The 24141-nt window shown below is 61.4% G+C and carries 18 protein-coding genes and 1 riboswitch; of the genes, 5 read left to right on the top strand and 13 right to left on the bottom strand.

Going from position 1 to position 24141, the window contains the following annotated elements:
• The first annotated feature begins 147 nt into the window (after nt 1-147).
• From NW826_RS02045 to NW826_RS02030, 4 genes are all read left to right on the top strand, one after another.
• Nucleotides 148-1134: a pentapeptide repeat-containing protein gene (locus NW826_RS02045; protein ID WP_414368777.1), complete on the top strand. Its 987-nt coding sequence runs from the start codon at nt 148-150 to the stop codon at nt 1132-1134.
• Nucleotides 1135-1232: 98 nt separating this feature from the next.
• A complete protein-coding gene (locus NW826_RS02040) occupies nt 1233-2744 on the top strand; it encodes a sensor histidine kinase (protein ID WP_414336157.1) in 1512 nt (503 codons plus the stop codon).
• 102 nt (nt 2745-2846) lie between these two features.
• The gene (locus tag NW826_RS02035) at nt 2847-3608 is read left to right on the top strand and encodes a sensor histidine kinase (RefSeq protein WP_414349328.1); all 762 of its coding nucleotides are present in this window, start codon (nt 2847-2849) and stop codon (nt 3606-3608) included.
• Between the two features lie 67 nt (nt 3609-3675).
• Nucleotides 3676-4407: a response regulator gene (locus NW826_RS02030; protein ID WP_414509309.1), complete on the top strand. Its 732-nt coding sequence runs from the start codon at nt 3676-3678 to the stop codon at nt 4405-4407.
• 79 nt (nt 4408-4486) lie between these two features.
• Here the strand turns inward: NW826_RS02030 and NW826_RS02025 are convergent, their stop codons facing one another.
• From NW826_RS02025 to NW826_RS01965, 13 genes are all read right to left on the bottom strand, one after another.
• Nucleotides 4487-6133, bottom strand: coding sequence for a DUF3352 domain-containing protein (locus NW826_RS02025; RefSeq protein WP_414509308.1), 1647 nt, complete (start codon nt 6131-6133; stop codon nt 4487-4489).
• A gap of 108 nt (nt 6134-6241) precedes the next feature.
• The gene (locus NW826_RS02020; RefSeq protein ID WP_414509307.1) at nt 6242-6742 is read right to left on the bottom strand and encodes a ribonuclease H family protein; all 501 of its coding nucleotides are present in this window, start codon (nt 6740-6742) and stop codon (nt 6242-6244) included.
• Between the two features lie 444 nt (nt 6743-7186).
• Nucleotides 7187-8287 (bottom strand): phosphotransacetylase family protein, encoded by a 1101-nt coding sequence (locus NW826_RS02015; protein ID WP_414509306.1) that lies wholly within the window; start codon nt 8285-8287, stop codon nt 7187-7189.
• A gap of 65 nt (nt 8288-8352) precedes the next feature.
• Nucleotides 8353-9726 carry a TrkH family potassium uptake protein gene (locus tag NW826_RS02010; RefSeq protein ID WP_414367849.1) on the bottom strand — a complete coding sequence of 458 codons (1374 nt, stop codon included), beginning with the start codon at nt 9724-9726 and terminating at the stop codon, nt 8353-8355.
• 95 nt (nt 9727-9821) lie between these two features.
• On the bottom strand, nt 9822-10481 hold the full coding sequence (locus tag NW826_RS02005; RefSeq protein WP_414334721.1) for a potassium channel family protein: 660 nt from the start codon (nt 10479-10481) through the stop codon (nt 9822-9824).
• A gap of 77 nt (nt 10482-10558) precedes the next feature.
• Complete coding sequence (clpX, locus tag NW826_RS02000; protein ID WP_414334720.1) at nt 10559-11911, bottom strand: ATP-dependent protease ATP-binding subunit ClpX; 1353 nt, start codon at nt 11909-11911, stop codon at nt 10559-10561.
• Nucleotides 11912-12461: 550 nt separating this feature from the next.
• Nucleotides 12462-14498 carry an NAD-dependent DNA ligase LigA gene (gene ligA, locus NW826_RS01995; protein ID WP_414509305.1) on the bottom strand — a complete coding sequence of 679 codons (2037 nt, stop codon included), beginning with the start codon at nt 14496-14498 and terminating at the stop codon, nt 12462-12464.
• Between the two features lie 31 nt (nt 14499-14529).
• Nucleotides 14530-16647, bottom strand: coding sequence for an ArsA family ATPase (locus NW826_RS01990; protein WP_414338033.1), 2118 nt, complete (start codon nt 16645-16647; stop codon nt 14530-14532).
• A gap of 2 nt (nt 16648-16649) precedes the next feature.
• Complete coding sequence (locus NW826_RS01985; protein ID WP_414509304.1) at nt 16650-17327, bottom strand: hypothetical protein; 678 nt, start codon at nt 17325-17327, stop codon at nt 16650-16652.
• Between the two features lie 3 nt (nt 17328-17330).
• The gene (locus NW826_RS01980) at nt 17331-18200 is read right to left on the bottom strand and encodes a (2Fe-2S) ferredoxin domain-containing protein (protein ID WP_414509303.1); all 870 of its coding nucleotides are present in this window, start codon (nt 18198-18200) and stop codon (nt 17331-17333) included.
• A gap of 9 nt (nt 18201-18209) precedes the next feature.
• Nucleotides 18210-18620: a DUF1636 domain-containing protein gene (locus tag NW826_RS01975; protein ID WP_414415205.1), complete on the bottom strand. Its 411-nt coding sequence runs from the start codon at nt 18618-18620 to the stop codon at nt 18210-18212.
• An 89-nt stretch (nt 18621-18709) separates the two neighbouring features.
• Complete coding sequence (locus NW826_RS01970) at nt 18710-20656, bottom strand: TonB-dependent receptor plug domain-containing protein (RefSeq protein WP_414509302.1); 1947 nt, start codon at nt 20654-20656, stop codon at nt 18710-18712.
• A 39-nt stretch (nt 20657-20695) separates the two neighbouring features.
• Nucleotides 20696-20837, bottom strand: a riboswitch (cobalamin riboswitch).
• A gap of 91 nt (nt 20838-20928) precedes the next feature.
• A complete protein-coding gene (locus NW826_RS01965; RefSeq protein WP_414509301.1) occupies nt 20929-22749 on the bottom strand; it encodes a DUF1565 domain-containing protein in 1821 nt (606 codons plus the stop codon).
• A gap of 162 nt (nt 22750-22911) precedes the next feature.
• Between NW826_RS01965 and NW826_RS01960 the strand changes: the two genes are divergently transcribed.
• Entirely contained in the window at nt 22912-24117 is a 1206-nt protein-coding gene (locus NW826_RS01960) for a pentapeptide repeat-containing protein (RefSeq protein ID WP_414509300.1), read from the top strand.
• The last annotated feature ends 24 nt before the right edge of the window (nt 24118-24141 follow it).

Raw genomic sequence — 24141 nt, 5'->3', positions numbered from 1 at the left:
ATAAGCCCCGGGGGGGGGGTGGTGGGGGGGTTGCGGGGCTGGGGTGAGGGCGGCGCAGAGCGGTGGGGAAACGTCGTGATTTTCTTCTAGAATGGCCACCAGTTAGATCCCCCCTCACTGCTTCATCTGAGCTCCCCCTCTCTACCTATGGATGCCAAGGAGCTGCTCCGCCTCTACCGGGCAGGACGCACTAACTTTGCGGGCGAAAACCTAGCCGCCCTGGATCTAAGCCGGGCCGATTTAATCGGGGTGGATCTCTCGCAAGCCAACCTGCGCAGTGCCAATTTGATTTTTGCTTTTTTGGGGCGGGCCAAGCTGCAGAAGGCCAACCTTGTTGGGGCTAACCTCGGTGGGGCCAACCTCAGCCAGGCGGACTTGAGCGAGGCAGATCTCAGAGATGCTCAGTTGCACGGCGCCACTTTGCAGGGGGCAGATTTGCATGGGGCCAACCTGACCCTGGCCCTGCTGCTGGATGCCAATCTGCTGGATGCGGATCTGCGCTGGGCTAACCTCACCAGCGCCAACTTGGGGGGGGCTTGTCTGCGGGGGGCCAACTTGCGACTCGATAGTCGTCGGGGAGCGGTGTTGCGCAACGCCAATCTCAGCCGCGCCGACCTGAGCGGAGCCAACCTGGCGGGAGCGGATTTGACGCGGGCCGACCTGAGCGGGGCCAATCTCAAAGAGGCCAGCCTGCTCAGGGCCAACTTGCAAGGGGCCAATCTGCAGCAGGCCTGTTTGCAGGGAGCCATCCTGAGCGAGACCGACCTGAGGGGGGCTGCCTTTACAGGAGCAAACCTGCAAGGAGTGCAGATGATGCGGGCCAATTTGAAGGAGGCGATACTGCGCCAGGTGAATCTGACAGAAGCCAACTTGAGTGAGGCAGATCTGGCCGGGGCCGATTTTTCCGCCAGTTGCCTGCGCTCGGCCAAGCTGGCGCGGACGGATCTCAGTCGGGCCAATCTGGCCGGGGCCGATTTGAGGCATGCCAACCTGGTGGACGCCTACTTGGGGCGCACTAACCTGGAAAACGCCGATCTCGGCGACGCGATCCTGACCCGAGCCGATCTAAGCACGGCTAACCTCAGCGGTGCCAATTTGCGCGGGGCAACCCTGCCGGATGGACGGATTGGGTGAGCAAGGCGGGGATCCGCCCTGGAGCAGGTGAGGTTTTCCGCTGTCCTGGGAGCACCACAACCGCTAGCCTACAGGGGAAGGGTGGGACAAAGGGATCTGTGAACAGCCGCCGATTTCTGTCCTTGATGGAAGCCTTGTGGGCTGCTCTGCCTTTGCCAGAATGGTTGCCGGGAGCAGGAGAGCGCTCGTGGCAGCAGACGGTGGCAGCCCTGCTCCAGCTATGGCAAGAGGTGGGACGGTTTGGCGTGGTGATCGGTGGGCCGGTGTCTTGGTGGCCCCCCTGGGTGGTGCGGGATCCGCTGCCCCAGCTGCCGCTGCCCATCGACGCCCCAGAACCCAACCTGAAGCTGCAAGAGCCGGCCCGCGAAGCCCCCTGGCTGTTTACCCCCGATCTGTCGCCGGAGTCGATCCTGACCCCTGGCCAGACGGTGATCCCTCTCCTGCCGCGGGATCCCTTGGTGGAGGAGCCTTTTTTGCTGGTGCTCACCCCTGTTTTTTCGGCGGTGGCCGCCCAAGGGTATCACCCCCACACGCGGCAAAGAGGCATGATGGTGTCTTTTGAGCCGGAGGTGGTGCATCGGGCTTGGCAAAGCCTGGAGCAGCGGGTTCAACAGGGCAGGCCGGATCAGCTTGCTGCTTGGCGAGAGTTGGCCATCCACTATCCACTGATGCAGCCGCATGTGCGGGTGCTGGCCCGCTTCAGCAGCCTTCTTTTGTTAGGGAACTTGGCCGAATCGGGCTCCTCGCCCGCTTGCCTGCCCCCTGCTAGAGCTGAGGTGGAGAACTCCCCTGCGCCCCCAACCCGGCCAGAAGACACCAAGAAGGGGCGGCTCTCGGCAGCTTCCTCTCCCCCTTCCCCCACAGATTCCTCTCCCCAGAGCCAGTCCTCTGGTCAACAGAGCAGCCTTTCGGAGGCAGAACTGTTGCGGGCTCTCATTCACGAGATCCAGACCCCCCTTAGCACCATCCGCACCTTGGTCAGTCTCATTCTGAAGCGGCGCGACCTGCCGCCACGGGTACGGGAATACGTAGAGAAAATCGATCGCGAATGTACCGAGCAGATCAACCGCTTCGGGCTGTTCTTCCAGGCCACGGAAACCGTGATGCCCGCTGCCACTCCCGGCGAAGGGCGTCGGCTCCAGCTAGAGCCCATTGCGTTGGTGGACTTGGTGCGGCAAAACCTACCTCGCTGGCAGGAGCAGGTGAAACGACGGGGATCCCAACTGGAGCTGCAGATCCCCGACGAGCTGCCGGATGTGGTCAGCGATCCCAAGGCGCTGGAAGCGGTGCTGTTCGGCATGGTGGATCGCATTGCCCGCAGCACACCGGCCGGCAGCCACATTCGCGCCCAGCTGGTCAGCGCTGGCGAGCTGGTCAAACTCCAGTTTCAGGTCAACACACCTGAGGCCAGCAACGCCGCTGCCGACTCAGAGCCCAAATCTCCCCAAGCCATTGGGCAGTTGTTGGTCGTGCAGCCGGATACGGGTGCAGTGAGCCTCAGCCTTCCCGTCACCCAAACCTTGTTCCGCGCCTTGGGGGGCTACCTCACCGTGCGCCACCGCGCCCACCGGGGGGAAATTCTCAACATCTACCTGCCCCGCCAGCTATGAGCCACCGATCCCGCTCTCATCCCGATATCCTTGTGGCGGATCGCAGGGGAGATGGGGCTAGGATCGATCTGCCAGCGCCGGGAGAGTCTAGAGATTGGATCCATGCCGAGAGCCAGAAAAGTTGCCGAACACCATCCAGAGCCAGAGCCTGCCTGTGGAGCTGGGGATCCCAGAGTCAAGGGGGTAACTCTCTCTGCGCAGCAGCTCTCCACCTTGCTCCACGAGATGCGCAACCCTCTCACCGCTCTGAGCACGTTGGCCAAGTTACTACAAAAACGCTTGCCCCCAGAAGATCGCAACCACTGGATTGGCCTGAGCATTGAACAGGAGTGCAAGCATCTGCAAGATCTGCTGGCGGAGTTCGAGCGTTTGGACGGGATCCCGGCTCCTCTCCAACTTCAGTCCCTCTCCTTGCCTGACCTGCTGCGGGAGTGGATCCCCATTTATCAAGCCCTGGCGGAAACCCAGGGACACCGCTTTCAGGCCGTTCTGCCCCCTTCGCTGCCCCCTGTACAAGGCGATCCGCGCGCCCTGCGGCAGGTGCTGGATAACCTAATCGACAACGCCTGCAAATATACCCCGCCCCCAGGTCAGATTTGGCTGAAGGTGGAGTTGGTTGAGGATTGCTCACCTGACTCGCAGCGGTCAGTAGCCATCGCCGTCTGTGACAATGGCCCCGGCATCCACCCCGAGAACCTGGAGCGGATCTTTGACCCTTTCTTTCGGGCGGATCTTTCTAAGCCAGGACAGGGGCTGGGGTTGGCCATTAGCCGCGACTTGGCCACCCAGATGGGAGGAGACCTTCGCGTGGACAGCTCCCCCCAAGGCTCTTGTTTTCGCCTCAGATTGCCCACGGCCCAGTAGAGCTTGAAAATGTGAGCAAGGGTGTTTCTCCCAGCCAAAATCTTGAAAGCTATCCAGGAGCTGCCCAATGGCCCCCTCCGCTCAAGCCAAACCCGAACCTGCCTCGGCCCGCATCTTGTTGGTAGATGACGAGCCAGGTCTGCGGGAGGCAGTGCAAGCCTACCTAGAAGACAGCGGCTTTGAGGTGATCCCGGCTGCCAACGCCCAGCAGGCTCTGCAGCTTCTCGGCACGGCCCAACCGCAACTGATCATCTCCGACATCATGATGCCGGGCATGGACGGCTACCAATTTTTGGCGCAAGTGCGAAAACTCGAGCCCTACAGCCATCTGCCGGTGGTGTTCCTCACCGCTAAAGGGATGACCGCCGACCGCATCCAAGGCTACCGGGCCGGCGTCGATGCCTACTTGCCCAAGCCCTTCGATCCGGAAGAGCTGGTGGCCATTGTCTCCAATCTCATCGAGCGCTCGCGCGCGGCTAGCCCCTCGGAAGTGGTGGCCCGTGAGCTGGCCTCGATTCGCGCCCTGCTGTCGGAGCGAACTCTCCCCCCAACCAGTCCCTCCCAGTCCCTCACCCCAACTCCTTTGCCCCCACCGATTAAGGTGGAGCTGACGCCGCGGGAACAGCAGGTGTTGGAGAAGGTGGCAGAAGGTCTGATGAACAAAGAAATTGCCAAACAACTGCAAACCAGCGTGCGCAACGTGGAAAAATACGTCACCCGCCTCCTCAACAAGACGGGCACCAGCAGCCGCACCGAGCTGGTGCGCTACGCCCTCACCTACGGCCTGATCCGGTTGTAGCCCTCACCCCCGATCCCTCTCCCAGAGGGAGCTGCCCTCACCCCCGGCCCCTCTCCCTCTGGGAGAGGGGAGAAGGAGCTTACGGCTGTGGCTTGGGCGGAACGGTAACCAGCAGCTCCAGCCCAAAAGCATGCTCCCCGGCGGGGTAGCTGGTGATCCCCACCCCATCGATGCGGGTCAGCAGCTCGCGGGCTTCCGGCTCTACGCTGGCCAGCCCACCTGGCAAGGCGGCTTCTAGCACCGTGCGGAGGCCTCGCCAATTCAGCAAAAAGTAGCCGTAGTTGGGCTTGGGCAACTGGTTGTAGAGGGTTTTCAGCGGCTCGGTTTGAGGAAGCAGATGGCCCTGGCGCTGGGCAAGGCTTTGCAGCGCCGCCGTGCTGGTGGTAACCATCAGGTAGTTGCCTTCCCAGGCACGGGTTAGAAGCGGACGGTTAAACAAGGGATCCGCCCAGGTTACCTGGCCATCGGCTTCCGTTACTCGCGCGCCCGACTCCTGAGCCAGCCGATCCAACTGGGCCAGGGCCGCGTTGGCTTTGTCTTTTTGGCTGCTCTCGATGATCAAAGCCGCCCCCATGCCTTGCAAGAGGGGGTGGGCCTGGGCATCGGGCGCCACCAGCAAGGCTATCTCCCCATCCAGCCAAGCCATCAGGTCTCGATCCAGATCCACGCGGGTGTTGGTGCGGAACTCGGCCCGCAGTTCATCCAGGGACTCTTTGGCCTGGGGATCCTCTTCCAGCTCCGCCACAGCCGCCTGCCAGCGTTGGGCAACCTGCTGGGTGGTGATCACCGCCAGGGCACTGCCGGGCAGCCGCTGGATCAGCTCGCCCCGGGCAGTCTGCCACCTGCGCAGCAGGGGAGTTTGGGGATCCAGTTGGGTGAGTAGGCGCATCTGCAGGCCCTGCTCCCGCCAGTGGGCAGCCATAGCCAAAGAGCGCAGCGGCTGCAGGGATCCCAGCTCCGCCGGATCCCAGTCCCGCGTCCAATCTCGGAAAGACTCGGGATCCTCCTGCAAAGCCTGGAAGTTGAAGTAGGCAAAGGCCAGGGCGCCCGGCTTCTGGTAGAGATCGCCCACGGCAGCTTGGAAAGCTTCGGCGCGGCTAATGGGCTCCGCCTGGCCGCGATAGACAGCAATTGCCTGCTCCATCACCTTGGGATCGTTGGCCAGGGCCACGAAGCGGTTGCCAAACTCCGCAGTCACCCACCGTTCGCCCGGCTCCCCATTGGTTTGCACGTAGAGAGTCACCCCTTGCTCCTGGCGCTGCTCGAAGTTGGCCCCTTCCGCCTCTGCCTGTTGCCGCACTTGGGCCAGGAATTGCCTGGACAGATCGGCGTTGCGGGTGCTGGCTCCAAAGAGGATCCCAGGCATCGGTTCCGCAGCCCCCGGCACCAGGTTGGGGATCACCACCGCCAGCGTGAATTGATCCCCGGCCCAGGTCTGGATCTCCTCGCGGGAGAACTCCTGGCCGGTGCTGGCCCAAGCTTCTGCCGTCCAGCTCTCCCAACGGGCCAAAAGGTCAGGGTGGGTGCGCAGCGCCTCTTCCGGTTTGGTGGAAAAGGCCAACACCAGGGGTGCCGATTGGGGAACCAGCGCCGTCTCCGGCAGGACGTCGCCGGGCAACTGCACCTGGGGTGCCCTGAGCTGACAGGAGCCCAAAAGCCAAGAGCCCCCCACCGCCATCAATGTCAGGGAGAACGGACGGGGGCAACGATAAAGTTGGGCCTGCATACCACACCTGCAACGAGCCGTCCTCTTGAGCATAAGCGATGAACTCGAAGGCTGTCTGTGATCCCAGGCCCGCCCACCAAAATATGTAGAAATTGTTACTTGAAATGCCTACCGGGATCGGGCGCGCGCGACCAGCCCATCCACATATTCGTTCCAGCGCAGACCTCGGTGGGCCGGGATCCAGGCCACCCGCACCTGCGGGCACTGCCGTTTCAGTTGATACAGCTCTTGCACCAAGTCCAGGTTTTCCACCGGCCCCGTACGCCGTCGCCACCCCTGCGCTGCCCAGCGCTCCATCCAATCGTTGTAGGTCTGCACACAGAGATGGGAGTCGCTGTAGATAGTGTCCATGCAGTTGTCCTGGGTATCGCGGCAGTATTGCAAGGCCCGAATGAGACCGGTCAATTCCATGCGGTTGTTGGTGCTGGCGGGATCCCCTCCCCAAAACTCTTCCACAATCTGGTCATCCTCAACCACCACCACCGCCCATCCCCCTGGCCCCGGATTGGGGGAACAGCCCCCGTCAGTGAAGATGCCGCTGTGGGGGCAAGCAACCGGACGGCTAGGGCGCGCTCCTCCACGGTTGTGAGTCCGTGAGACTTGGGCCATCATTCAGGATCCCTGCTCGACAACAGACACTGGATCTTAACCCCCCAGGCCTGTCAGCGCCACTACTTAGTAGATATTTAGTGGAAACAGCGTCAGCGAAGCCTTATTTCACACCATCAGCAGCATAAGCCCCGTTAGGGTATAGAGATAGGGAACTCCTGCCAAAACAGCGCAAACAAAAACCCCCAGAAAACCTGGGGGAGGAGTGGTGTGTTGAGGTGATGAATACTCGCATGATATCCCCCCAATTCAGCGAGTAGGCCAACTCGGCGAGAGATCTCTGCGTTTTTTTGCAGAAATCATTGCAGATGCTGGAAAGCATCAGACACTAGAAGCCAGCGCACCAGAACAGAGCTTATTTTCATCTTGATCAGGTATAGTGCTTAGTTTTGAAAAAATATCTAATTAAGCACTAGGGGTAGAGAGGTCTGATAATGATTTTTTTTAGGTGCCCGCCGCTGACACTAGGGGTTGTGTCAAGCCCAAATGAGCATAGAGGCGAGAAAAGTCAAAATTTGCTGACATTAGCTCCTGGATGCAGCGGACTTTCACCTCCTCATGGAGGCGAATTTGGCCAAAAACCCGTTCGATGCGGTTAATGGTGGTGAAAGTGTCCAGATCCACCGAGAGGATCGGCACTTCCAGCTCTTCTGCTCGAGATTGAATGCGGGGATCCAGAGGCAGCTTGCCGGTCAAGATCAGGCAGAGGGTGGAAGTTTCCAGGGCGGCCAGTTGAATATCGGTGCGGTCTCCGCCGGTGATCACCGCCTTGTGCTCCAGCTTGCGGAAGTACTTCAAGGCCGAGTTGACGTTCATCGCCCCCACGGCGATGTTTTCTACCATCAAATCCAGGCGATCTGGGCAGCAGAGCACCTCGGCCTCCAGTTGCCGCGCCAGCTCGCCGACGCTGATGCTGCGCAAAATGCGGTGGGAGGGCAAAATGCCCAAAACCGGGATCCCTTTCGCCTCCAGGAAGGGTCGAACGGTGGTCTTGGTGGGCTCCATCTGGTCGGGCGGCACATCGTTGAGCAGCACGCCGGCCAAATGGGATCCCAGTTGGCGGTGGGCAAAGAGAAGAGAATCGACCGCCAAAGGGGAGTGGTAGCGGTTGATCAGCAGTACCTGAGCATCCAGGGCTTGGGCCATTTTGGCCAAGGAGAGGCCAAACAACTCTCCCTCGTAGAGATCGGCGGGGCCCTCTAGCAGGATCAAATCCGCAGCGGATCCCTCGGCAAACTCCAGCAGAGGGGCAACGGAGCAGGCGGGGGCCAGCTTCTCCAGCGACTGCTGGATGTGAGCCAGCAACGCCTCTTCGTTGAGCTGGAGAAGCATGGGAGGCATCTGAGTCAGCCGCAGCGTCTCCGCTACAAAGCGCATATCCGGATCCATCCCTTCCAGGGAGCCATCCTCTCTAGCCCACGATCCAATCGGCTTGCTGTAGGTAACTTGCACCCCCTGCCGCTGCAAATGCTTGGCCAAACCCAAGATGGCTGCCGACTTGCCGCTGAAGGGCTCAGTAGAACCGATGAGAAGGAACTTGGACACGGATGGCTCCTGGCAACGCGAGAGACAGAGAACTCCGATACCCAGTCTAACGAAGACTGCCTTAGCTAACCGATTAAGATCGACTCTTCAGGGTAGGTCACCAACGGGCGGGGCTGCTGTTGGGCCAAAGCCAAGACGATGGTCAGTGCCCCCAAGCGGCCCCAGAACATCACCAAAACGATGATCAGTTGGCCAAACAAGTTCAGCTCCCCGGTAAACCCCGTCGAGAGACCGCAGGTGGCAAAAGCGGAGATCACTTCAAACAACACCGGATCCAGCCTGCTGTTGCCGTGGGAAATCAAGATCAGCCAGGCCGCCAACAGCACCACAAACAGAGAAACCGTCAGCACCGCCGCCGCCTTGCGCACCATCGAGGGATCCAAACTGCGCCCGGCAATCTGGGCGCTGGGCAGGCCGCGGGCATAGCCCCACAGGGCCAGCACCAACACCGCCAAGGTTCCGGTGGTGATGCCACCCCCCATAGAAGCCGGAGCTGCCCCGATAAACATGAGAGCCATCAGCAACAACCGACTTGCCGGGGTCAAATCCTCAATGGGGATCCCGGCGAACCCGGCGGTACGAGCCGAAACCGATTGAAAAAACGTCAGGCCCAAGCGGCGGGGCCAGTTCAGCTCCCGCAGGGATCCCTCAGGCAAACTCTCGGCCAAGAACATCCCCAAGCCGCCTGTGCAGAGCAAGACCACTACCACAACTAGAGTGATGCGGGTGTGCAGAGAGGGACGGTGGCCCCGCGGCCAAGTTAACAAATCCGACAAAACCGGGATGCCCAAGCCGCCAATAAAAATCAGAGCGCCCAAGATCGCCAGCGACAGGCCATCCGTAGGGATCCCCTCCTGCCCAAATAGGTCGAACCCCGCATTACAGAAAGCTGACACGGCGTGAAAAATGGCCAGAAAAACCGCCCGACCTGGCCCGTAGAGATCCCGCCAATGCACCCAGAGCAGCAGGGCCCCTCCCAGCTCGATCAGGGTGACCCCGATCAACACCCGCCGCGTCAATTCCAGAATGGCCCCCGGATCGATCAGGCCCAGCGAATTGCACAGCGCCAAGCGGTTGAGCAGGGAGATGCGCCGCCCGATCAGTTGGAACACCACCACCGCCAGCACCATGAAGCCTACCCCGCCAATTTGGATCAACAGCAGCAAGACGATCTGGCCGAACAGAGTGAGATCCTCCGCCGCCACAATCGTCGAGAGCCCCGTTACGCTCAGGGCGGACATGGCCGTGAATAGCGCCTCATTCCAGCTCAAGGGATCTCCGCGCCCGATCCCCGGCAGCATCAGCAGCAAAGTTCCCACCACCGCCAGCAGGCCCAACCCTGCGACCAGGCGCAGAGGCGGCGGCAGCGGGCGACGCCTGTCCCCAAAAACGAGCCGATGCAAGCGGTTGGCCGGGATCCAAGAGGACTGAGGCAGCATCAGGCGAGGGCTTCCCGCAGCTCGGGCAGACCCCCAGCCCCCAGCCCCCTCGGGTTGCGACGGCGGGACACAACCCTCTCTCATCGGATCCCCCCTTACATCTCGTTCAGCCGCGAGATATTGGTATTGGCCCCCAGCACCACCAGCAGATCTCCCTTCTCCAACAGGTAGTCTGCTGGCGGTGAGACCACCAATGATTGTTTTCGCTTCACCACCAAGACCGTGATGCCAAAGCGGCGACGCAAGTCCGACTCCGCCAGCGTATGGCCCACCAACGCCTCCGGCACCTCCAGCTCGGTAATGCCGTAGCCCGGCTCCAGCTCCAATTGATCCAGGATCCCTGGTGCCGTCAACACCTGAGCCAGACGCCGGCCCGCCTCCTGCTCCGGCAACACCACCCGATCGGCGCCCACCCGCAAGAGAATCGAGCGCTGCCGCTCCGTCGAAGCCTTGCAAACCACGTTGCGCACCCCTAAGCTCTTGAGGGCCACCGTCGTCAGCAAATTGCTCTCGAAATCGCTGCCGATGGCCACCACCACCGTGTCGAAGGAGAGAATATCCACCGCTCGCAGCGCATCCTCATCGCTGGAATCCAGAGCCACCACCTGCGTCAGTTGATCCGCCAGACGCTGCACGATCTCCCGGCTGCGGTCGATCCCCAAAACATTGTGCCCCCGCTCCATCAGCGTGAGGGCCAAACTCGTGCCGAAGCGTCCCAGACCGATCACCGCATACTCGCGATCCGCTCGCCCCATGCGCCCCCTTGCCCTTTACTTCAAAACCAAACACCAATCATAGGCTGACGCAGCAGGGATCGGGCAGGGCTGAGATCCTAGGCAGACTCAGGCTTGGGCAGGGTGGAAGGGTGAGGGATCAGCTCGTGCGTGGAACGGCGCTCCACCATCTCGGCGGTGATGCGGATGTACTTTAGGTCACGGCGGGAGGGCGCCTCGTACATTACATCCAGCATTAGCTCCTCCACAATGGCCCGCAACGCCCGCGCCCCCGTTTTGCGACGGTAGGCTTCCTTGGCAATGGCAGAAATGGCAGCCGGCTCGAACTCCAGCTCCACCCCGTCCATGCGCAACAGCTTTTGCGCCTGTTTGAGAATGGCATTCTTAGGCTGCGTCAAGATGGCCTCCAGCGCCTTCTCATCCAGCGGATCCAAAGTGGCCACCACCGGAATTCGTCCCGTGAATTCGGGGATCATGCCGTACTTGATCAAATCCTCCGGCTCCAAAGCCTTGAGGGCGTTGGCCATGCGCTGCTCACGGGTAACTGCTAGCTGCTCCCCTGGCTTGATAAAGCCCATCGACTTTTTGCCGATGCGCTGCTCGATTACCTTCTCTAGGCCGACAAAAGCGCCCCCGCAGATAAAGAGGATATTCGAAGTATCGATTTGAATGCAGTCTTGGTAGGGGTGCTTGCGTCCGCCTTGGGGGGGCACGTTGGCGATGGTGCCTTCCAGCATCTTCAGCAAAGCCTGCTGCACCCCTTCGCCGGAAACGTCGCGGGTAATGGAGGGGTTTTCGCTCTTGCGGGCAATTTTGTCGATTTCGTCGATGTAGATGATGCCGCGCTGGGCTGCTTCCACATCCATGTCCGCCACCTGCAGCAGGCGCAACAGGATGTTTTCCACATCTTCGCCGACGTAGCCGGCTTCGGTGAGGGTGGTGGCATCGGCAACAGCAAAGGGCACATCCAACATGCGGGCCAGGGTTTCGGCCAGCAGGGTTTTGCCGGAGCCGGTGGGGCCGATGATCAAGATGTTGGACTTTTGCAGCTCCACCTCATCCAGCTCCGCAGCTCCGAGGCTGCTGGGGTTGGCCTTGGCCGCTAGGCGCTTGTAGTGGTTGTACACCGCCACCGACAAGACCTTCTTGGCCTTCTCTTGGCCGATCACATATTGGTCAAGATAACGCATGATCTCGCGCGGCTTAGGCAACTGCGCCAGAGAAGGCAGGCTGCGAAAAGATTTCTTGGTGGTTTCGCGACGACTGGGGGCAGGGGCAGTGGCAGCAGTAGCAGGAGGGTTGCCGTCGTAGAGCTCCTCATCCAAAATTTCGTTGCAGAGCTCCACACACTCGTCACAAATGTAGACCCCCGGCCCTGCAATCAACTTGCGCACTTGATCCTGGGACTTATTGCAGAAGGAGCACCTTAAGTGGGAGTCATATTTGGCCATGGGATCCTCGTTGCTGCTTGTTCTTGGCTATCCTATCCGGCAAAAGCCAGAAGAAGACTGGACATTCAAACAAATCAAAGCGTGGGGCAAATCGGCTATGAGAGTGTAGGAATGCCGAGGCGGGTGGAACTCACTGGTCTATCAGTCTAGCATCTCCGCTGGGCTTGTTCCCAGGCGAAGTGCTCAGAGATTCTTGTGAGATAACTGTGACCCCCCTAGACAGGTCTACAGAAAAACCGCCCGACTGAACGCCGAGCGGCAGATGGTGTGAGGAGTGAACGGAAACATGCGTCTCCGCTGATCCCATCATAGTAGAACTTACCCGGCCCTGGCAAAGATGGCTATCGAAGGCCAAGGGATCTTTCAGTTAAGTTGGATGCTTTCGGGGGGGTGTGACGGCCTTTGTTGGCAACCAAAAAGGGGAAGGAACTGTCCGTGTTTCGTTCGCTTCCCCCCTATTGGCGTCCACTCCTCACTAGAGTTGAATCATAAATCATCCCTGCCGTTAGAACAACCCACTTTCCCCAAGTTTTCTGGGGATCTACCCCTGTCAAGGCTGCGGATCACCGGATTCCAGGGCCAACAGCTCCGCTTCGCTCAGCAGGGGGATCCCCAATTCTTGCGCCTGCTTGAGCTTGGAGCCGGGATCCGACCCCACCACCACATAGTCGGTTTGGCGGCTGACGCTGGCGGTCACTTTGCCGCCGCGGCTCTCAATCCAAGCCTTGGCCTGCTGGCGGGAGAGGGTGGGCAAGGTGCCAGTGATTACAAACTTCTTCCCGGCCAGCACCTGGGAAACAGCAGGGGCCTTCTGCTGGGGCAGGGCAGGGATCCCCAGCTCCCCCAGCTCCTGCAACAACTTCTGGTGGGCGGGATCGGCAAACCAGGCCACCACCGCCTCGGCAATTTCCGCCCCTATCCCGTAGATCTGGGCGATGTCTTCAGCCCTGGCCTGGGCTAAGAGTTCTGGGGCGGGGAAATGCTGGGCCAAAGTCTGGGCGGTCACCACCCCCACATGGGGGATCCCCAATCCATATAGCACCCGCTCCCAGGGCTGTTGGCGGGAGCGCTGAATGGCCTGCACCAGCTTCTGGCTGGAACGGGATCCCATCCCTGCCAAACTCTCCAACTGTTCCGGGGCGAGGCGGTAGAGGTCGGCCACGGTGCGCACCCCCAGCTTTTCCACCAACTGGGCTACTCGCTTTTCCCCTAAGCCCTCGATATCCAAAGCGTCGCGGCTGGCCCAGTGCTGCAGTTCCCCCCTGATCTTGGCCGGGCAGTCTGGGTTGGGGCAGCGGGTTATCGCCTCGCCGGCAGGGCGAACCAGGGGGGTGTGGCATTCGGGGCAGTGGCTGGGCAGGCGGTAGGGAACAGCGTCGGGGGGGCGCAACTCTTTGAGGATCCCCACCACCTCGGGGATGATCTCCCCGGCTTTGCGCACGATGGCCGTGTCGCCGATGTGCACATCCAGCTCCTCGAGGCGATCGGCATTGTGCAGGCTGGCGCGGCTGACGGTGGTGCCGGCCAGAAGCACGGGCTCCAGCTCTGCCACCGGGGTGACGGCTCCGGTGCGGCCTACGCTGGCCACGATGGCGCGGATGCGGGTGGGGACTTCCTGGGCAGGGTATTTGATGGCAATGGCCCAGCGGGGGAATTTTTGCGTAAAGCCGGCCTCCTCTTGCAGCCGCAAGGAGTTGAGCTTCACCACCACGCCGTCGCAGGCGTAGGGGAGCTGGGCACCCCGCCACCGCTCGTAAAATTGGATCACCTCCTGCAAGCCCCGGCACACCTGGGACAGAGGATTGACGGGCAATCCCAGCTCCTTGAGCCGCTGCAGACACTGCCACTGGGTTTGCGGGGGATCCCCGCTCGGCCAGCCTTCTGGCCAGTGGAGGGCATAGGCAAAAAAGCTGAGCTTGCGGGCGGCGACAACGCGGCTATCCAATTGGCGCAGGGTGCCGGCGGCGCAGTTGCGCGGGTTGGCAAAGGGGGGATCCCCAGCGGAGCGGCGCTCTTGGTTGATGCGCTCGAACTCAGCCAGGGCCAGATAGACTTCCCCCCGCACCTCCAAAACGGGAGGCGGATCTGCCGTCGCCAGCCGCAGGGGAATGGAACGAATGGCGCGCACGTTGGGGGTGATGTCCTCTCCGGCCTGACCGTCCCCCCGGGTAGCGCCCCGCTCCAAAAGACCATCGAGGTAGGTCAGGGCCAAGGCGGCGCCATCGATCTTCAGCTCACAGACGTATTCCAGCTCCTCCTCTGTCTCGCTGTCGCGGCCCAAAACTCGCAGCAGGCGCTCTTGCCACTCCTCTAGCTCTTCTGGGTTGAAAGCATTTTCCAAGCTGTGGAGGGGGATGCGGTGGAAGACAGTAGGAAAATGCTCTGCAGGTTTTTCTCCCACCCGCTGGGTAGGGCTGTCGGGGGTGACCAGTTCGGGGTAAGCCCGCTCCAGCTCTTGCAGCTCGCGGTAGAGGCGGTCGTAAACGCTGTCTTCCAGGATGGGGGCATCGTGGACGTAGTAGGCGATGCTGGCCTTCTGCAGCAGGGCGCGCAGCTCGCGGGCGCGCTCTTCCAGTCTGGGATCCATACCGTTTGGGTGAGCAAGATCTACCCCCAGGTTAGGGCTCCTGGGGAGCAAATAAGTAGGAGCCGATATTCTCCAAGCTGGGAGGATGCACGAAGGGGATGATCAAGATGGCCTGTTGGGAGAATCGCCGGGGGAGCTGGGCCAGAAGGGCTTGGTGGCGGCGGCGGAGGGCCTCTCCCAAGGGGGTGGAGTCCTCTAGCCAAACCCGATTGAGAACGGCGTAGGGATGGGGGATCCCCAGGGCATCCAACTCCGCCAAAAGACGCTCGGTTTCGGCCAGAACTGCCTGTTCGGGGTTGAAGACGGGGACAAAGCTAACAAACTGGGGATCCCGCAGCCGCCGCTGGAGCTGGCGCACCTGGGCCAAGAGATCCCGCAGCCGCTGCGCCCATTCCGGCCTGCCCACCACGTCGCGGTACTTTAGCCACAGCTTCAGGGCCAAGCTCACCCAGCCTTCTAGGGCCTGCGGCATCTGCAAAAAGCGCAGGAGATGGCCGGTGGGGGCGGTATCCACCACCACCAGGTTGAACTGGCCGCTGGCTTCTTGTTCCAGCACCGTCAGCAGGGCCATCACCTCGTCCAGGCCGGGAGGGGGCATCTGCAAAAGCTGCCGCCAAGCCTGCGGGTCGTACTGGACTTCCACCCCTGCCGTCCCCTCGCCTGCCAAAATGGCCGCCACCTCCTCCAGGTAGTCTTGGCGGAAGCGCTCCAGCACTGCCGCCGCCTCGATCTCCTGGCCCAGCAGGTTGGGCAAGAGCGGCAGCGGCTCCTGACCCAGCTTCGTCTGAAACAGATCCCCCAGCGAGTGGGCCGGGTCGATGGAGACCAGTAAGAGCCGCTGGTCGGGATGGCGCTGGGCCAGGTTCCAGGCTAGGGCCCCGGCCACCGTGGTCTTGCCCACCCCACCCTTGCCCCCCACCAGCACAAGGCGGATCCCTTGGGCCAAAAAATCTGGAAGGCCCAAAGCCTGGCTCTGCCCAGAAGCAATCCCAAGGACTTCGTCCCGCTGCGGCGAAGGGGAGAGTTCCCCCGGGGCGGGGATCCCTGCCAACTGCGGCAGCACCTCTGGCAAGGGGCGAAGCTGCTGCACCAGCTTGTCCAGGGCCGTCGGCCCAATCGGCTCCTCCAGTTGATAGGGACAAACCCAGATGGGATAGCCAGGCAGCTCCTCTTGAAGCGTTTTTAGCCAGCGCCACTGCTCCTGCTGGCGGGCCAGGTAGAGAGGCGAGGGGCGGCTGGGGGTTGCTTCCGCTTTTTCCCCTGCGGCCGCCACCGTCCCTAGCAACACCTGGTTGACCAGAAGACCCCCCACAGGCACACGGCGGCTTTGCAGTTGTTGACAGAAGCGGCGGGTCTCCGCCACGCTCAAGGGCTCCGGGATCAGCACCAGCCAAGCAGAGGTGCTCTCCGGGTCGGTGAGGCGGGCTTTGCCTCCCTCCAGCTCACTTTGTAGCCGGGTCAAAAAGGCATCGGCCTCATCCGGTCGATAGGTGCCCGTCAGGGATTGGACAACCTCGCGGTGCTTGGCCTGGAAGGTGGCAAACACCGCCAGCAGATTATCCAAAAAGTCGGGCAACTCCAACAGCCGCAGGGTGTGGCCGGTGGGGGCCGTGTCCAGGATGACTGTGTCCACCTCTTGGCCTGCCAGCAGGCGGTTGACCTCGAGGATGGCCATCAGCTCGTCCACCCCCGGCCAGTCCAGATCCCAAAGGGGCAACAGATCCTCTCGCCCCAGCCAACTGCCCCGCTCGGCAATGAGCTCCAGAGCAGGGCCGTAGGTCTGCTTGAAAGACTGCAGCAGCACCTCGGCCTGGAGAGCCCGCACCTGCAAGTTCGGCCATTCGCGCAAGCGGTGCGGAGCACTTTCCGGCAGGGGTTGGGGGGTGTCGGCCACCGGGATCCCCAGCACATCCCCCAGGGAGTGGGCCGGATCGGTGGACAACAACAGCAGACGGCGCTCTGGTTGCCTCTGGGCTAGGTGACGGGCCAGGGCACAGGCTAGGGTGGTTTTGCCCACGCCCCCCTTGCCGCTCAACAGCAGCAAGCGGCAGGAAGCCGATCGCGTCAGCGGGACGTAGTCCACGAGCCGGTCAAAGGGGGAGTTGTCGAGCTGAGCGGGCTGCAAAGGGATCCCTCGCGCGCAGGTCACCCCTATTCTGGCCTGGATCTCTCTTGGGGATACCCCAGCCCGCTGAGGTGGGCTCTCGCCAACTCCAGTCGGCGGCGTCCTCTGTCCCAGGCCAGCAGCGCGTGGATCCCAAGCCAAAAGCCCGTCCACAGCCAGTCGTGCAACCAGATCTTGCCCAAGATGGGCAGGGTCAAGCCCTCTGTTCCGCCCAGCACCAGGCCGGCTGCCAAGATTAGCCCTTCAAAAGCAAGGAACCCTAGGATCAGCATGACCAGGATCCAAAGGTAATTGCGCAGCCATTGCCGAGGTTGGACAGGGTGGGGCTGGAAAAAGAGCGGGCGATAGCTGGCCAGCCACGCCACCCCCACCGTGCCGATCCCCAAGACCAACCCCCAAGCCAAAGAATCAGGGGTACGGGGATAGTTGTGCCAGGTGTAGCCAAAGATTTGGTTGGCCAGCCAAATCATCGAAGCGCTGACGATTGCCCTTTGGCGAGTTAACGTGGTGCCCGTGACGATGCCAACAGTTACAAAAGGCAGTGTACAGGTATAGGCAATGTTGCTAAGGCAGCCGATGGTGGTCAATAGGCTGGGCCAAAATCGACCTTGGGCTAGATCGCGGGTGGCTTGGATCCAAATGACCTCCGGGATCCCGCGGCGGGTTTTGGGGATGGACTGGACAAGAGCTTGTAGGCTGACCATAGGCTAATCCCCAGGAAAGAGGTGAGCTTTTAAGGGACACTTGTTCAGCAGGTGCTCCTGGACAATTTGCCGCGCTACTGGGGGTGTGACTTGCTTGTACCAGGTGCGGTCACCAGAGTAGAAAACCACCGGCCCTTGTTGGCAGACTTCTAGGCATCCTGAGGTGATAACCGGAACATCCAGATTGGCCTCGCGCAGGGCCGATTGCAAAGCTTCCACCACCGGCTGATAGTGGCGAGAAGGATAGCAGCGGCTGGAACGGCAAACCGCCAAATAGGGCCGCTTGAGAGGGTTATCTGCGTAAGGGATCCGCTCTTTTCCCTCGACGTAAATGGCTCGCAGGCGTTCATAAAGGGAAAGCTGCTGATAGTCGGCTTTGCCTTCGGGCAGGTAGTCTTCTCCTGGCCCCAAAAAGGGACTGGGCAAAAAGATCTGCAGCAGCGATTCCTCTGCCCCGTTCCAAAACTGGATCCCCCATTGGCGAGGCTGGCCCTGCGGATTGAGGCGGCGATAGAGTGCGGCGCGGCCGACCAATCTTTTGCGGCGCAGCTCAGGAGGAGTTCTGCGGTAGGGGCCGCCCTGGTGTTCCTCCAAACACAGATGCAAATGCCAAGTTTCCGTGGCCACGGTCAAGTAGCCGTCGTAGAGCACACAGAGAGCAGGGGGATCCTTGAAGGCCGCTTCCAGGACGCCACCCTCCACCACCTGGCCCACTTGGATCTCGGCCCAGCGCTCCTGAAAGAGCCCATAGAGCAGCGGCCCAAGACAGTCGATGTGAGCCGGGATCCCTTCGTAAACGGTTGTCCAGCCGGTGGGGGAAACCTCTTGCCAAGTTTGATTTAAGGGTGTGACCCAGGGATTGAAAACAGCCATAGGTTGCTCCTATTGGATTGGCGGAATGCGGGCAATCACCCCCTTTTTGATGGGGCGCTCTGCCCAGGGCAGGATCCCATCGGGCTTTGTCAAATACAGCTCCGCCGTTTGCAAGATTGGCTCCACGTCTTTTGGATCGAGATCGCCAAAGACATAGGTCATCTTTCGGGGGGCTGCCAGCGCAACCACACAAGCGTGGCTGCAGCCGCTCATACAGGCAACTGGCTTCAGTTGCAGTTGGGGATTGAGCCTTTGGGATTCCAAGGCAGCTAGGAGCATTTCTCCCTTGCTGATCCCTTCTTTTTGGCCGTTGACCCAGCGAGATCCACAGGTGGTGCAAACCCAGAGGCAATGTTTAGACTCAGCTTGAGCCAAAGTTGTCGATGGAGAAATAGAGGGAAAGTTGGTCGCGCTCACCATAGAGTTGTATCCAAACTCCACTGCAAAGCAGACAATTCCACTAGGGCAGCTTGTTCTAGATAGTTAGCCAAAAATAGCCCGAGAGGATGCTAAAATTGCCCCCGCAAGTTCATCCTCAGCGTGCGGCCAACGCCGGGATAGCCGGGGAAAACTTCATACTGCTCATCCAGCAGGTTGTCGATCCCCAACTCTAGGCTCAGGGCCTCAGTCAACGGGATCCCTCCCCGCAAAGCCACGGTGGTATAGCCTGGAAGGGATTCCGTATTGGAGTTGTTGGTAAAAAAGCTCCCAATGTGATGGACCAAGATCGAGCCGTACCCGCCCTGCTCATGGCGATAGGTTAGGCCTAGGTTGAAGCTATCGGCTCCCACAAAGGCTAGCTGTTTGCCAACTGTGGCCGGGTTAAGTGCAGCGCGGATGATGGGATCATTGAGGGTGTAGTTGGCAAAAAGCGTCCAGTTTTCCCCCAAACGCAAATCCAAAGCCGCTTCCAGGCCGGTGTATTCGACCAGCCCAATATTCTCATAGGTTCCCTGGCGCGGCCCCAGGCTGACAAAGGTGATGCCATCGCGGATGCGGTTGTGGGCAAACGTTAGCCGCAGCAGGCCAAAATCTCCCAGGCTCTGATCCAAGCCAACGTCAAAGCTCTCCCCTCGCTCTGGGCGGAGATTGGGGTTGCCATCCACTTCAAAAAAGCCTCGCAGCCGAAAGAATAATTCCGAGATCAAGGGGGTGCGAAAGCTGCTGGCGTAGTTGGCTCTCAAGGTGGTGCCTTCCGCCACTGTCCAGCGGATCCCCACAGCCGGCGAGGTGGCCGAGCCATTGGCCAAACTGCTGAAGTCCTGGCGAATGCCCAGATCAAGGTGGAAGTTGGGATCCGGGCTGTAATCCAGGCGGGCAAACAGGGCGCCCTGGTTAACCGTATCGTCGTAGTTGATATTGGCAGAACCGTTGGCAAAGGAAAAAGTTGTATTGCGAGCTGAGATGGAGCGATAATCTACCCCCAAAACTCCCTCTAGGTTTTCGCCGGCTTGCCAAGCATACTGCAGCTGGGATCCCCAGCCATTGCGCAGGATGACGTCGCGGGATCCCTGGCTTTGCGGAGCACTGAAACGGTAGTTGAGATCGTCAAAAAAGACTCTTGCCTGCAGGGATCCTGTTGCCTGAGTCCACAGCCAACTGAGATCCAGCAGCAGATCGTTGGTGTTTTGCTCTGCATCGGGAGAGGGAAATTCCACACTGCCGGGCACACGAAAGGCTTTATTGAGGTAGAGGGCGTTGGCTGTTAGGACTTGGTCTTTGGCCAGTTGCCAGGTAAGCTTGGCCTGCAAGTTGTGGTACTCCACCGCCGAGTTTTCCCGCTTGCCTGACTTGCCCAGCCGCTCAATTGCAAAGGGAAAGTCGTTGTTACTTTTCAGACGGCGATAGCTGAGCACCCAGCCCAGATCCTGGGCTTGGCCCCGACTTTGGATCCCTTGCTCATTGAGGCCGTAGCTGCCGACCGCCGCTTCCAGCACCGTCTCCGTTTCTGGCTGTGGCTCCACCGTAACGATGTTGATCACGCCGCCAACAGCATCCGAGCCATACAGAGTAGAGCCGCCACCGGGAGAGACTTCAATTCGCTCGACAATATCTGTGGTGAGTTGAGAGAGGTCAAACCCCCCAAAGAAGCCCAGATCGTTGAGGGGGCGGCCGTCCAAGAGCACCAACACCTGCGCCGTTCGCGCCCCTCGCATGAATTGAGAGCTAAGAGCTCCCAACTGAGTTCCCGCTGTGCCATCGCTGAGGATCCCAGGCAGATAGCGCAGGGCTTCTTGCACCGTCCTTGCCCCTTGCTCGCGCATCTGCTGGCGGGTGATGACATAGACTGGGCGCGAAGAGTCCCGCAGCAAGCCAGGGCGGCGAAACGGTGTGGTGACGGGTTGATTGAAAATCTCGGCACTAAGACTGGTGTCCAAGACCGCTTGCGCCCAGGCTGGGATCCCCAAACTCCAGCTCCCCAGCCCAAGGCTGAGACATACAACAATTACTTTCATCCGCTTTCTCCTGCTTCCGTGCGACGCGGAAGAGCTAAGCTGTGAGCCAAAGCCGCAGGCGGGCATCCTGACTGAGGGCCTTAGCCCATCACAGTTGCGGCACAGCGCCGGATTTGCACCGGACTTTCCCCATTGCTTGCCCTGGCTGATCCCCAGAGCAACCCGACGGCACGGCTTTCTCCGCAGTCCTTTTGGAAAAAGCCGTGCTAGGCATCATACATCCCCTGCTCGGGAGTTCCTATCCTGCCGGGGGGGATCCCTGGGCAGTGATATCAACGGAAGATCATCTCCGCCACTGCGTCAAAGCCGGCGTCCAACAGGCGATCCAGGACTGACTGGGCCTGGCTGCGGCTGTCGTAGAGGCCGGCCTGCAGCATCGTCCTGCCGTTGAACACGGTCTCCACCGCTTCGGGGACGAGCTGCCGCAGCCGCTGCAAATCGTCGCTGCCCTTGGGGGTCACCAAGACGCGAAACTGGGTTGCCGCTCGCGTCAGCGGGACGGAGTCCTTGTCGGCAGCCTGAGCAGGAGGAGCTGGGGCCGAGCTTGAGGGTGCAGAGGAGGAGGTAGGAGGGTTTTCTCTGGCTTGGCGGCGGGCCGGCGGCGGCAGCAGGGTGGTGATGTCGGTAAGAGGAGCTGCAGAGGCCTGGCGGACAGGGGCGGCAGGAGCCGGCTCAACCGGCTGGGCAGGCGTGGTAGAGCCATCGGGGGTGAAGGGGACGGCAACAAACTCCTGGGGTTGCGTGCTTGACGGCTGGCTGGGGCCGCTGGGCAAAATACGCCCCCCCGAGCCCGCTGCAGGAGGGGGAAGGGGGGCTGTCGATTGCGGCACCGCCACCACCGGTAGGTTTGTGGAAGTTTCGGCTGGCTTGGCCGCCGCCGGCTGGGGATCCCGGCTGGGAGCCGGGGGAGCGCTGGGCAGCGTCAGGCCGCCGGCAGCAATGGGTGGTGGGGCGCTGCTGGGCAGAGCAGCAACCGTGGTTTGGCCCGCTAGATCCAGCTCCCCTTTGGTTTTGCCCGCCAGTTGGTTGCCGTTGGCGTTGAGGCGCAGGCCGCGGGTGGCGTTGTGGATGTCGTACTGGCCGTTGCCCTCAAAAATGTTGTTGCCGGGATCCGAGGCCGTGCCCAGATCGGGCTGGGCGTTGGTGATAGCTGTCAGGCCAGTCTCCAGGTTGCGGGCAATGAGATTGTTGCGCAAGATGGGCCGGGCGCTGCCGCCAACCACAATGCCGGTGCGGTTTTGCAGGATGCGGTTGTTGCGCACCATCGGCGCCGAGCGCTGGTCGATGGTGAGGCCAAAGCCGGTCTCTTGGAAGAGGTTGTTGACAATGGTGGGCTGGGAGGTGCCCAAGACGGAGATGCCGTTGGCCCCATTTTTGTAGAAGCGGTTGCCCTCTATCCAGGGGTTGGAGGCGCCAGCAATGAAAATGCCGTCGTGGATGCTGCCCACAAAGCTGTTGTTGAGAATGCGGGGGGAAGCCGATTCTATCCAGAGGGCATAGCCGCGCCGCCCCTGGTTGCGCAGGGTAACTCCGCGCACCTCTGAGCCGGTCTCGGCCAGCAGAGCAACATTTTGCCGGGCCAGGGTCGGGCTCATGTAGGTGCCGCCGCCATCGATGAGGTAGCCCTCCCCTAGGTTGGACTCGTCCCCGCGCAAGATAAGGCCAGCCTTGAGGCGGATGGGGAAGACTTCGCCGCTTTCTGCGCTGTAGATCCCTGGCAGAAGCTGGATAATGCTGCCCGCTGGCGCCCGTCCAATGGCATGGGTGATGGTCTTGAAGGGGTTGTTGCGGGATCCATCCCCTTGGGTATCGCTGCCGTTGGCGGCATCGACAAAAATGGCCGGGCGGTCGTCCGGCAGCGGTGGCGCCTGGGGCAGGGCCTGCTTCTCCAAAAGGCCGGTGTCCAGGGAAGTTTGCGCCCAACTGGGATCCCTTCCTGCCGCCAGCAGTAGGCTGGTGCTCAACAGCAGAGAGGCGGCCAGTCGTGCCAGGGTTGCGGAGCCGTGACGCTGCAACCACAAGTCAGGCAGGACTGCTGTAAATTGGTGTTCGCCGGATTTCTGCAGACGGATAAACGATAAGGAAGCGATCATAGGAGTCATCCTCACACCAGGCTGGGCCAGAGAAGGAAGGAGGGTCGAGGCTATCCTACCAAACCCGAGAGGCGGGATCCTGCCCTCTTCCCCAACTCCAAATACGGACTGACGCAGGCTTTTTTTGTAGATCCAACGCTACCCCTAGAGTATACCCTTGCCATGACCGAAGAAGCCCTTGCCCGCGAAGGCTCCTCCCAAGAGTTGCCGCTGGCTTCCCTCTCGTCTGGGCGCCCCCTGCTTAATCTGCTGCTGTTGGGGATCCCGGCGGGGCTGCTGGCGCTGGCGGGGTTGACAGGGCAGCCAGTTTTGGGCTGGGGGGCGGTGCTGGCTTGGCTGGGCTTGGCCGGCTGGTGGGGGCAGCCGCTCTGGGTGCAGATTGGGCGCGATCTCTGGCAGTGGCTAACCACGTGGCCCAGCCTGGGATGGGCGGCAGCAGCCCTCGGCTTGGCCGTGGCAGGAGCAGTGGTCTGGAGTGGGGTTCTCTCAACCCTGCGATCCCTGAGCTGGGAGGCGATTGGGGCTTTGGGGGAGGTGTTCGGGGCTACAGGCCAGATCCTGATTGCTCTTCTAGCCGCCTACATCGCCTGGCGGCAGTACGTCATCTCCCGCGACCTCACCATCCAGCAGAACATCATCACCCAGCAGCAGACCATCGACGCCTACTTCGAGGGCATCTCCAACCTGGTTCTCTCCCCTGATGGGCAGTTGGACGACTGGCCCCTGGAGCGGGCCATCGCTGCCGGGCGCACGGCGGCGCTCCTCAACGGCGTGGATCGCTTCGGCAAAGCCAAGATTCTGCGCTTCCTCTCCACCGCCAATTTGCTCAGCCCCCTGCGCCGCGACGAACACCTGGGCCGGCCCATTTTGGACGGCAAAGGCGGCTACCAGCGGGATCGCCTCAACGGGATCCGCGTGGTTAACCTGGGCACCATGCTGGAAGGGGCCGACCTGCATGGCACCCTGTTGCGGGGGGTGGATTTCAGCGAGGCCAGCCTGGAAGGAGCCAACCTGCAGGATTGCGACCTCAGCCACACCAACCTCTGCGGGGCCAATCTGCGCAATGCCGACCTGCGCGGGGCCGATCTCTACCGCGCTTTGCTGTTTGTGGGATCCCTGCAGACCGCTTCCCCGGCCCAGCCAGGACAAAAGCCCGATTTCAAAACGGGAGCCTATGCCGGCGCCATCGTGGCCGGCGCGGACTTCCGCCGGGTGCGTCGCCTTTCCCCCGAACAAAGAGCCTACCTGGCCACCTGGGGGGCCAAACTGGATCCCGACCCTTCGCCCCCCAATTCCCGCTTGGATCCCGGCGGCAGCAGCGAGCCCTTACCCCCTCCCGCCGAACCGCCAGCCTCCCTACGGCCCTGATCCAGAGCCAATGACCAGCTCCCC

Origin of the sequence: Synechococcus sp. OH20, assembly GCF_047502685.1 — a bacterium.
Classification (GTDB): domain Bacteria; phylum Cyanobacteriota; class Cyanobacteriia; order Thermostichales; family Thermostichaceae; genus Thermostichus.
The sequence above is the reverse complement of the archived record's forward strand: the minus strand, read 5'-3'. Positions and strand labels throughout refer to the sequence as shown.

Excerpts from the sequence above, each read along its gene's own strand:
- NW826_RS02030 (WP_414509309.1), top strand. The coding sequence starts at position 3,676 with ATGGCCCCCTCCGCTCAAGCCAAACCCGAACCTGCCTCGGCCCGCATC.
- NW826_RS02005 (WP_414334721.1), bottom strand. The coding sequence starts at position 10,481 with ATGGGGCGAGCGGATCGCGAGTATGCGGTGATCGGTCTGGGACGCTTC.
- NW826_RS02025 (WP_414509308.1), bottom strand. The coding sequence starts at position 6,133 with ATGCAGGCCCAACTTTATCGTTGCCCCCGTCCGTTCTCCCTGACATTG.
- NW826_RS02045 (WP_414368777.1), top strand. The coding sequence starts at position 148 with ATGGATGCCAAGGAGCTGCTCCGCCTCTACCGGGCAGGACGCACTAAC.
- NW826_RS01980 (WP_414509303.1), bottom strand. The coding sequence starts at position 18,200 with ATGGCTGTTTTCAATCCCTGGGTCACACCCTTAAATCAAACTTGGCAA.
- NW826_RS02010 (WP_414367849.1), bottom strand. The coding sequence starts at position 9,726 with ATGCTGCCTCAGTCCTCTTGGATCCCGGCCAACCGCTTGCATCGGCTC.
- NW826_RS01965 (WP_414509301.1), bottom strand. The coding sequence starts at position 22,749 with ATGATCGCTTCCTTATCGTTTATCCGTCTGCAGAAATCCGGCGAACAC.
- NW826_RS02020 (WP_414509307.1), bottom strand. The coding sequence starts at position 6,742 with ATGGCCCAAGTCTCACGGACTCACAACCGTGGAGGAGCGCGCCCTAGC.
- NW826_RS01985 (WP_414509304.1), bottom strand. The coding sequence starts at position 17,327 with ATGGTCAGCCTACAAGCTCTTGTCCAGTCCATCCCCAAAACCCGCCGC.
- NW826_RS01975 (WP_414415205.1), bottom strand. The coding sequence starts at position 18,620 with ATGGTGAGCGCGACCAACTTTCCCTCTATTTCTCCATCGACAACTTTG.
- clpX (WP_414334720.1), bottom strand. The coding sequence starts at position 11,911 with ATGGCCAAATATGACTCCCACTTAAGGTGCTCCTTCTGCAATAAGTCC.
- NW826_RS02035 (WP_414349328.1), top strand. The coding sequence starts at position 2,847 with ATGCCGAGAGCCAGAAAAGTTGCCGAACACCATCCAGAGCCAGAGCCT.
- NW826_RS01960 (WP_414509300.1), top strand. The coding sequence starts at position 22,912 with ATGACCGAAGAAGCCCTTGCCCGCGAAGGCTCCTCCCAAGAGTTGCCG.
- NW826_RS01970 (WP_414509302.1), bottom strand. The coding sequence starts at position 20,656 with ATGAAAGTAATTGTTGTATGTCTCAGCCTTGGGCTGGGGAGCTGGAGT.
- ligA (WP_414509305.1), bottom strand. The coding sequence starts at position 14,498 with ATGGATCCCAGACTGGAAGAGCGCGCCCGCGAGCTGCGCGCCCTGCTG.